The sequence below is a fragment of the Mucilaginibacter sp. genome (assembly GCF_036383575.1).
Taxonomy (GTDB): domain Bacteria; phylum Bacteroidota; class Bacteroidia; order Sphingobacteriales; family Sphingobacteriaceae; genus Mucilaginibacter.
On the sequence record NZ_DASVOB010000229.1, the window covers coordinates 1 to 8,919 of the forward strand.

The window sequence follows — 8,919 nt, forward strand, 5'->3', positions numbered from 1 at the left end:
ATCGTAGCCAATACCGGCGATAGCGCGCAGGATTTCAACATTAAATACCAGGGGAAAATATTGGCTGTTAAGCTTGATAAAGGTTCGGTTGGAACATATATCTGGTAGTATAAACGGGTTCAGAAAAATTAAAACGTACAACAACATGTTAACATCGTTAATAAAAAATATAAAGGTAAGTTCAGGGTTTAAGGCCCTGTTAACCGTGGTTCCTGCCCTGTGTATCTCGCTGCAAAGCAATGCGCAAACCGGTTTTTTAAAGGCCGACGGTAAAAAAATAGTTGATGAAAAAGGGCAGAATGTATTGCTGCGCGGCATGGGTTTAGGCGGATGGATGCTGCAGGAAGGCTATATGCTGCACATTAATAAAGATAGTCGTCAGTACCGCATCCGCGAACGGCTGGAAGAGTTGATGGGCCCGGCCGAAACCAAAGAGTTTTACGATACCTGGCTGGCCAATAACACCCGCAAAATTGATGTAGACTCGATGAAACGCTGGGGATTTAACTCTATCCGCCTGCCCATGCATTATAACCTTTATACCTTGCCGGTTGATAAGGAGCCGGTAGCCGGTCAAAATACCTGGCTGGATAAAGGGTTTAAGATGACGGATGATTTGCTGGCCTGGTGTAAAGCTAACCACATGTACCTGATCCTCGACCTGCATGCCACACCCGGCGGGCAAGGCAACGACCTTAATATCTCCGACCGCGACCCGGACAAACCATCTCTCTGGGACAGCGAAGCCAACAAGCAAAAAACGATAGCTCTTTGGCGCAAACTGGCCGAGCGTTATAAAGACGAGCCTAACATCGGTGCTTACGATATCATCAATGAGCCAAACTGGGGTTTCGACGATCGGCTGAATGATAAGAACGGTCTGAAGGAAAAAACAAATGGTCCGCTAAGAAAACTGATGGTTGATATTACCTCAGCTATCCGCGAGGTGGATAAAAAACACATCATTATTATTGAAGGCAATGGTTGGGGCAATAACTACAATGGTATTTTACCCCAATGGGATAAAAACATGGTGCTAAGTTTTCATAAATACTGGAATTTTAATGATCAAAAATCCGTTGATCATATCGTAAAAACACGCGATCAGTATAATATCCCTGTATGGCTGGGTGAAACAGGCGAGAACTCCAATACCTGGATAACCGAGGCTATTGGCTTGTTGGAGAAAAATAACATCGGCTGGTCGTTATGGCCATTGAAAAAGCTGGGGATCAATAACCCGATGGAGATCGTATCCAATCTGAATTATGACGATGTAGCCAAATACCTCAACACCGGAAGGCATAAACCTAAAGAAAGTAACGTGTACAGCGGTACTTTGGAGCTGGCTACCTATGCCAAACTGGAAAACACCATTATCCATCATGATGTGATCGACGCTATTTTCAGGCAGCCGCATACAACCATTACCAAACCGTTTAAAGCCAATAAAATAGGCAACGGAACAATCATCAACGCTGTTGATTATGACCTGGGCCGTAATGGTTACGCTTATTTTGATACCGATACCGCCGATTATCATACTTCGGGCAAACCGGGCGTTGGCAACAAGGGACATGTTTACCGTAATGATGGGGTTGATATCAGCAAAGATTCAACGCAGTATAACAGCTATTATGTTGACCATATTGAAACCAATGAATGGACACAGTATACTATACAGGTTAAAACACCGGGCGTATATTCTATAAGCCTCAAAGTGGCTTCTACTACCGATGATGCCAAACTTTCTGTTTTGGTTAATAATACAACCCAGGCAAAAGAAGTAGCAGTACCCAACACCGGCGGACTAAAAAAATGGCAGGTTATTGCCGTTAAAAATATTGTGCTAAAAGCCGGGAGCAACAAAATAAAAGTGCTGGCAAACACTGGCGGGTACAACTTGCATTACCTGCAATTTTGGAAGGGTAAATAAAATAATAAGTGCGATAAACAGATTAAGCAGCCGGAGTATAAGCCAGGGAAATAGTCTTTGAAATAATTCGATTAATTTGAAAAAATCAGTGTAAAAATTTCTTAGCCATTCGCCTTATATTAACATACATTTTTTTAATTAATTCTTTTTGGGGATAAAATGCTCCGGCTGCTAAATTCATCAATATCATAGCTAATTGCTACTGTTTGTTTACTGGATGAGATAGATCGAGAAAGGTAAAGTTTAGTGAAACGGCAAACCAATTATGGTTCTGATATAAGTATGTTTTACCTAAATCACCGTAACCATGGTCCCACCCTAAAACTGCACCTAACTGAAACTTTCTATCAAGATCAAATATCATTCCCATCCCATAATTAAGGGCCGCCATATTTTCACTGGCTCCTTTTGCAATTGCTGAATTGACGGAAGCGCTTTGTTCTAAGCTGGAGAAACCGCCAAAGCCTCCGAAGGTAGCGCCAACAATATCATTCAGAAAGCCCAATCGAACACCCAAAAAGGTGCCCGCGTTAAAATTTGAATTGTATAGCGAACCTGAATGGCCATCTATTGATGGATGTATTTTTAGCGGTATTGTTAAGCCGGTCCAGACAAGCCCATAGGTGTACTTGGGATAATGATCTTTAACGTTTTTTTCATAATCGGTTTTTTTGACGAATAGATATTTATTGTAATCACAGTCGGAAACTTCCTTTAAATCATTTTCCCAGTCTTTTTCGTTTGATTCTGTTATTCCGCTATTTGCGAGATTATTTGGAATAACAATTCTTACATAATTAGTGTCTTCTGGTTGATCTATACACCTGTAAAACCATAATTTATGGTTCCACATTTTGGGATGATTTTTAACTGGTTTGCCACCTTCGGAGCGGAAGACTTCGATGTAATCATTTACCCATTTCAGCTCATGCCCATCGGAAGGGGTGCTGTATTGGCAAAATCCTTTTGTTTGAATAAACAAAAATAAAGATAGAAATAATAAGACTTTTTTCATGATACTTGAGGTTTGGTTGTTTGTAATAACTTAAATATAAGTATTGTATACATAAAGAAGCTGTGCATTTTATTTATTTTATATTGAAATGAATAGTCTTTAAAAAAATATAAATAAGTAAAAAAGGCTATCATTAAAATAAATTAAGGGAGCGACTTGCTCAATTTTGATTTGTGATAAGGTGTAGGTTGAAAGCCGGAGGAAGCGAGTTCTTTGGCCTTTTATTTATATCTAAGTTGGTGAACTCTTCTCAATGTTGGCGCACGTGTGAAATAAGGCTTTGATCAACAGTTATTTGTGTTTTTTGTCTTCCTGTTTGCGCCAGGGAAAGCGTCATAAAACAACTAAACTGTTAATATTATTTTTCTGATAATAGCTATTGTAAATAACTGTTTTTATAGTTAAATTTATTATACCAATTATCAGTATAATCTAAACAGGGGGATTCGTTATGAAAAAACAAGCTACGATAGTTTGTCAGCCTGATAAGACTGAAACTACCCAACCAATTTTGGTAAACTGCCCGCCACAACACCAAAAAATGTATAGGGACCATACGCATTGTGATCACCAGTATGGCAGGGTTAACAAGTTTCCAATAGGCAGCAGCCGGGGGCCTTGCTTCTTTTAAGCTAACAGCGCTATTTAATATAATAATACAGTTGGCTGTATGGCTTAAAGTTTTGCAGGTAAACTGCCAGGCTGCATAATCCAATTTGCCCCCGCCGGGTATCAACTCCGGCTTCATCGGCAATGGAATAAGCTTCATATTGACCGTTATTAAGCCTTAAATGAGTGCCATAGATCTGTGTATTGTTTTCATACAGGGCAATATTATCGGCCATGATCGCAAAACCTTCGGCAGGTAGCGATCCGTTAAGCGCGGCAATTCTTATTATCGAAAAGTATTTTTTCTGGTTAGCGATGCTCGCATGAAGTAGCGTGGTGATCAGGGCTTCCGAGCCGTCGGGCCCAAAGTATTCTTTGCTCTTCCATCCATAGGTGTTAACTATTGATGACACCTTTATAAAGTTGACAGAATCAGTTTCACGGATGTGCTCTTTAAGCGATCTGGCTTCAGCAGAATTTTTACCATGCTGATTAACCAGCAACTGATATTCGTCAAAATCCTTTTGGTAGTTTTCAAGCATTTGGGAAAGTTCCGCAGCTACAGCAGGAATAAGCTTAACCCGGTTTTGATGAACAGCCGATACGATGGTTTCCCACTGGCTGTCACGATGCAGCCTTATAAAAAGAGGATCGGCCGACAGCATTCGTTCATTTTCAAAGCCGCGGCCGGCTATAAACTCCAGGTATAAAAAAGCGCTGTCTCGTTTACCGGTAACAGCCCAGCAGGCAGCTGCCTTATACAGATGTGCGGTATCCAACACACCATAATTGAGCGTACGTATAGTGGCGTAGACCGTGGCTGCTTTTTGATATTTTTTTGCTGCAAATAAGGAGTCGGCAATATGAAGCGGGAGAGCATAGTTTTGCTTGTCCTGCGCTTTGCTTTCAAAGACAAAAGCAAGGGTTATAAGTAATAATAAACAGTATTTAAGGCGCATGGTATAGGTTTAAACGATAACCATAGAAACGCATTTGCCATATTAAAAGATATATCAGGACGCCGAATTTAACATTTGAGGGCAGAGATTTAACAAATCCCTGCCCTCAAATAGTGTATCGATATCCCGGGGAGAGCCTTACTCTGCCCTTTTCAACTCAAGTTTTCCCCCGTCACCGTAAAATATCAAATGGATCTTACCGTCGGCATCTTTGTTAAACTCCAGTTCATAAGGCAGATCCTTCAGAAAAAAGCGGTTGTGTGATTGCGGAAAAAGTTCGCGTTTTGCTTCACCACTGGCCTCCGCATAAAGTTTGCCATTTGCTTCTGTTATTGTTAATGTTCTTGGCGGACCGATAAAAAATTTACCTGCATAACTTTTCAGCACATCGACAGGTACCGGTACTATTTTTTTTACGTTGGCGTGAAACAATCCTTTAAAGCCATAAACCTTTGCCACGCTGTTGATCAACTCCTGGATAACACCGCCATTGTCGCTGTTAACCATCACAACCACGCCATTTCCTCCCTCCAGGCTGCCATAATATTGACAGCGGAAACCTTCATTCCCTCCACTGTGGCTAAAATATAAGGTGCTGTCCATTTTATCTATAAAAGCTCCCAGTCCTACGTTATTGCCGGCATGGACAGTAAGCCTGACCCTGGTAGTTTCCTGGTTTAAGATTTTTGCCGATTTACCCTCGTAAGCCAATTGAGTTTCGATGATGTAATTTGAAAGATCGGTCGGGTTTGTCCATAAACCAGCCGCGGCCTGTTCAGGATAAATATGATAACTGCCTTTTATCGGTTTGCCTTCCATATTATAGGCAACCGTAAGCAGGTTTTGATCCACATCATAAGGTGGCTGAGCATAGGTGCTTCCGCTCATGCCAAGCGGTTTTAATACTTCCTTTTTCATATAATCGGCATAGGGCATATGGGTAATGTCCATCACTATCAGCTGCGTAATGGTGGTGCCCCCTCCCGAGTACTCGTACCGTTTCCCCGGTTCAAACATTGATTTAATGGCCGGCGAATTGGCCGGCTTTTCGCCATTAAGTACTTGTACTATGGTTGGCAGCGGCGTACCGCGTTCATACCCGCCGAATCCATGCACATTTAAGCCTGCACTATGGCTTAACAAGTTTGCGATGGTGATCTTTTTGCCTTTTGATAAGCTATCATAAGGGAACTTCCAGCTTTTAAGGTAAACATTGATATCTGTATTCAGATCGAGCTTTTTGTCCTGTACAAGCTTAAGCACCCCCATCGAGTTTAGCGACTTACTAATAGATGCCGCCTGGAAAAGTGTTTTCTCTGTCACAGGGATTTTTGCGCTGTCATTAGCAAACCCATAACCTTTGGCCCAAACAATTTTATAGTTTTGAATAACCGCTATGCTTAAACCGGGAATTTTATAATAAGCCATGCGGTTTAACAGGTTCCAGGGATTTTCGCCCTCAATTTGTACGCTACCAACCAGGCCGTTCTCAACCTGCGTAATTTTATCCTGTGTGCTGTTTTGGGCATGAACTGCTACCTGAATAAAAAGCAGCACGGTAAGGATTAATGATTTGCTTAAGATTTTCATAGGTTTGGTTTTTATGAGAGGGAACTTGTACCCTTTTATAGAAGCTAAAGTAAGAATTTAAGGGCTGTAAAAGCAATAGGGCCGAAATTTAATTTTATATTATAACGAATATTGAAATTAAATTCTGTGTTTGGGCCGTTTATTTTTTGCTGGCGCAAGGCTGTGCTTTGTGGCCTGCATGCAAAGTTTACCTGCTACCGGAAGCTGTCCTGATCGTGAAATTTATATTTGGTATTCATGTGAATGTTGTTATTGAAAAAGACCAAAGAAAACACAAGTAGCCTTCACCCTCGTTGCCTGCCCTTCATACTTGCACCAGTTGGGGAGATTAATCGGTAGGCCTAAAAACCACACTTTAAAAATATCACAGCGTGTTTTATTTCATTTAAAAGTACTATTTTCACAATACTAATATAACCTTTAATCATGAAATCACTTTTTGTACTTTTGCTGGCATCGATTTTAACAGCCTCTGTTAAAGCGCAGGAGTTATCATTTGAACAAGTTACCAATTATATCAAGCAAAATGTTACCGGTAGGGTTATGTACCCCGGCGACCTTGATGCATATAGCCGTGTTAAGGGTTATATTCTGAAAACAATTAATATACAAAAGAATGGAACTGTCGAGTTGCAAACCGACCAGGCAAATGACGCGAATCATTTTAAGATAAGCTTCAATATTTTTGACTTGGTTGACAAGGTCGATTATCCTAATGGCATACGAGCTTATCGCTATCTGGTTCATTTTAATGGATTGAATGTTTCTAACGGCTATGGAATAACATTTGCAACAGACGCTGACGCTGAAAAAGTAGCCCGCGCTTTTCGTTACCTTAAAAAGGTATGCGTAAAGGAGGATGACCTGTTTAGCAAGCCAACTGCGGAGGAAGCAAAACCAACGCTAAGCAGAGATGAAACGATAATCTATATCAATAATTTACTTCATAGCGCATCAATTCACTGGCTCGAAAATATCGACTATAGAAACAGGCCAGATATAGAAAAAAGGGGTGTTGACAACTATGTTAGCTTTAAGGATCGCGGACTATCATATTATGAAGGAAATCAAACTTACACTCTTAGTTATCATTTCTGGACTGGACAGGTTGACGGATTATATACATTTAATGAATTTTACGATAAGTCGATAAAATTTGGAGCAGATTTTTCTCTTAATCTGTTAGAAAATACAGAGATAACCAGATCTGGCAATTCAAGAAGGCTAAGTGTACATAGCGGCAAGGAAACCCTCTATGTTTATGTTGGCGATATGACACCAAAAGAGATAGAGAAATTAAAAAAGGCTTTCACGCGCCTGTATGAGCTGGACAAGCCAGGCAAAGATCCATTTGAATAAATGTGAGTGTACTTAACGGGATGGCCTTTAAATGACAAAAATTTGCCTTATGTGGATTAATTGAAAGGCAGGGTAGGTGTCACAAGTAGCCTTTCCGCACATTGCCTGCCCTTTTGCTGGCGCAAGTATGAAGGGCTGGCGAATAGAGGGCTGGCTACTTGTGCCTCAGCATCAAGTCCTTCTGCAAATTAAACCACTAACGGGTCTACTAATAAAATATCCAATAAACCAGGTAAATCGTAATAATCCCGGGCACTGCTGTATAAGTAGTCTTCCGGTTTTTCTACAAATCCGGTTTCCACGGGGTTGTTGTGAATATAATCTAACTTTTGATGTAATATTTTATGGTTGAATAGTATAACAGGATGATTGTCCTGCTGCCATAGTTGAAACTTTTCATTATTGCTGTTTTTTGCTCCGGCACGCTCCATCATCCATAACATCCACTCTTTTCGGCTTTCGATAGGATTGTTTTGAATTATGCTTCGTAACATGGTAGAAGTGTGCCTCTTCATATCACGCATAATATCTTCCAGTTTACTGCCGCTGCTTCCAATAATCATATGAACATGGCTGGTCATAATACACCATCCATATTATATTTCAAGGCCTTTATGTTTCTGGCAATGTTTCCAGCTGTCAAGCAACACCTGTTTGTATTCATTTCTTATAAAAAGGTCAATCCAATAAACTACAGAAAAGCTTATAAAGTAGAGTTTGTCCTGATCATAAAATTTATATTTGGTACTCATGTGAATGTTGTTATTGAAAAAGACCAAAGAAGGCACAAGTAGCCTTTACCCTCGTTGCCTGCCCTTCATACGCCAGAGTAGTGAATATCTTTGCTGCTACCCCGCCCATCCCTCTCTATCCAAGCTCCTGAAATGTATAGCCTCTGCCAGATGTTCCAGCTTAATTTCCTCGCTTCCGGCGAGGTCGGCGATGGTACGCGATACTTTGAGGATGCGGTCGTACGCCCTTGCCGAGAGGCCAAGCTTTTCCATTGCTTTTTTAAGCAGGGTTTGGCCTGCAACATTGATCTTACACAGGTCGCGTACCATTTGGGGGCTCATTTGGGCATTGGCGTGCAAGTCGGGCCGATTGCCGAAACGCTCTACCTGGATTTCCCTGGCCTTGATCACTCTATCCCGGATAAATTCACTTTTTTCGGCCGCACGATCAGACGACAGCTCGCTGAAGTTAACCGGCGTTACTTCTACATGCAGGTCTATCCTGTCCAGCAGCGGACCGGAAATTTTGCTCAAATATTTTTGCACCATGCCCGGCGGACAGATACATTCCTTTTCCGGGTGATTGTAATAGCCACAAGGACAAGGGTTCATGCTTGCCACCAACATGAAGCTACTGGGGTAATCAACCGTAAACTTTGCCCGCGATATGGTTACACGGCGCTCTTCGAGCGGCTGGCGCATTACCTCCAATGCGCTGCG

Annotated in this window: 8 protein-coding genes; 2 read left to right on the top strand and 6 right to left on the bottom strand. The window is 41.4% G+C overall.

What is annotated here, in order from left to right:
* Nucleotides 1–145: 145 nt before the first annotated feature.
* The gene (locus tag VF500_RS08240; protein WP_330859216.1) at nucleotides 146–1,936 is read left to right on the top strand and encodes a cellulase family glycosylhydrolase; all 1,791 of its coding nucleotides are present in this window, start codon (nucleotides 146–148) and stop codon (nucleotides 1,934–1,936) included.
* A gap of 199 nt (nucleotides 1,937–2,135) precedes the next feature.
* Here the strand turns inward: VF500_RS08240 and VF500_RS08245 are convergent, their stop codons facing one another.
* The 3 genes from VF500_RS08245 to VF500_RS08255 form a co-directional block, all read right to left on the bottom strand.
* Nucleotides 2,136–2,951 (bottom strand): hypothetical protein, encoded by an 816-nt coding sequence (locus VF500_RS08245; protein WP_330859217.1) that lies wholly within the window; start codon nucleotides 2,949–2,951, stop codon nucleotides 2,136–2,138.
* 641 nt (nucleotides 2,952–3,592) lie between these two features.
* On the bottom strand, nucleotides 3,593–4,519 hold the full coding sequence (locus VF500_RS08250; protein WP_330859218.1) for a DUF6624 domain-containing protein: 927 nt from the start codon (nucleotides 4,517–4,519) through the stop codon (nucleotides 3,593–3,595).
* A 138-nt stretch (nucleotides 4,520–4,657) separates the two neighbouring features.
* Nucleotides 4,658–6,109 (bottom strand): serine hydrolase, encoded by a 1,452-nt coding sequence (locus VF500_RS08255; RefSeq protein WP_330859219.1) that lies wholly within the window; start codon nucleotides 6,107–6,109, stop codon nucleotides 4,658–4,660.
* Nucleotides 6,110–6,535: 426 nt separating this feature from the next.
* Here VF500_RS08255 and VF500_RS08260 point away from each other — a divergent pair, with 426 nt between their 5' ends.
* The gene (locus VF500_RS08260; RefSeq protein WP_330859220.1) at nucleotides 6,536–7,468 is read left to right on the top strand and encodes a hypothetical protein; all 933 of its coding nucleotides are present in this window, start codon (nucleotides 6,536–6,538) and stop codon (nucleotides 7,466–7,468) included.
* 188 nt (nucleotides 7,469–7,656) lie between these two features.
* Here the strand turns inward: VF500_RS08260 and VF500_RS08265 are convergent, their stop codons facing one another.
* From VF500_RS08265 to VF500_RS08275, 3 genes are all read right to left on the bottom strand, one after another.
* On the bottom strand, nucleotides 7,657–8,049 hold the full coding sequence (locus VF500_RS08265) for a hypothetical protein (RefSeq protein WP_330859221.1): 393 nt from the start codon (nucleotides 8,047–8,049) through the stop codon (nucleotides 7,657–7,659).
* Between the two features lie 15 nt (nucleotides 8,050–8,064).
* Nucleotides 8,065–8,220, bottom strand: a complete 156-nt coding sequence (locus VF500_RS08270) for a hypothetical protein (RefSeq protein ID WP_330859222.1) — start codon at nucleotides 8,218–8,220, stop codon at nucleotides 8,065–8,067.
* 96 nt (nucleotides 8,221–8,316) lie between these two features.
* The coding region (locus VF500_RS08275) for an ATP-binding protein (protein WP_330859223.1) at nucleotides 8,317–8,919 on the bottom strand (603 nt) is incomplete at its 5' end.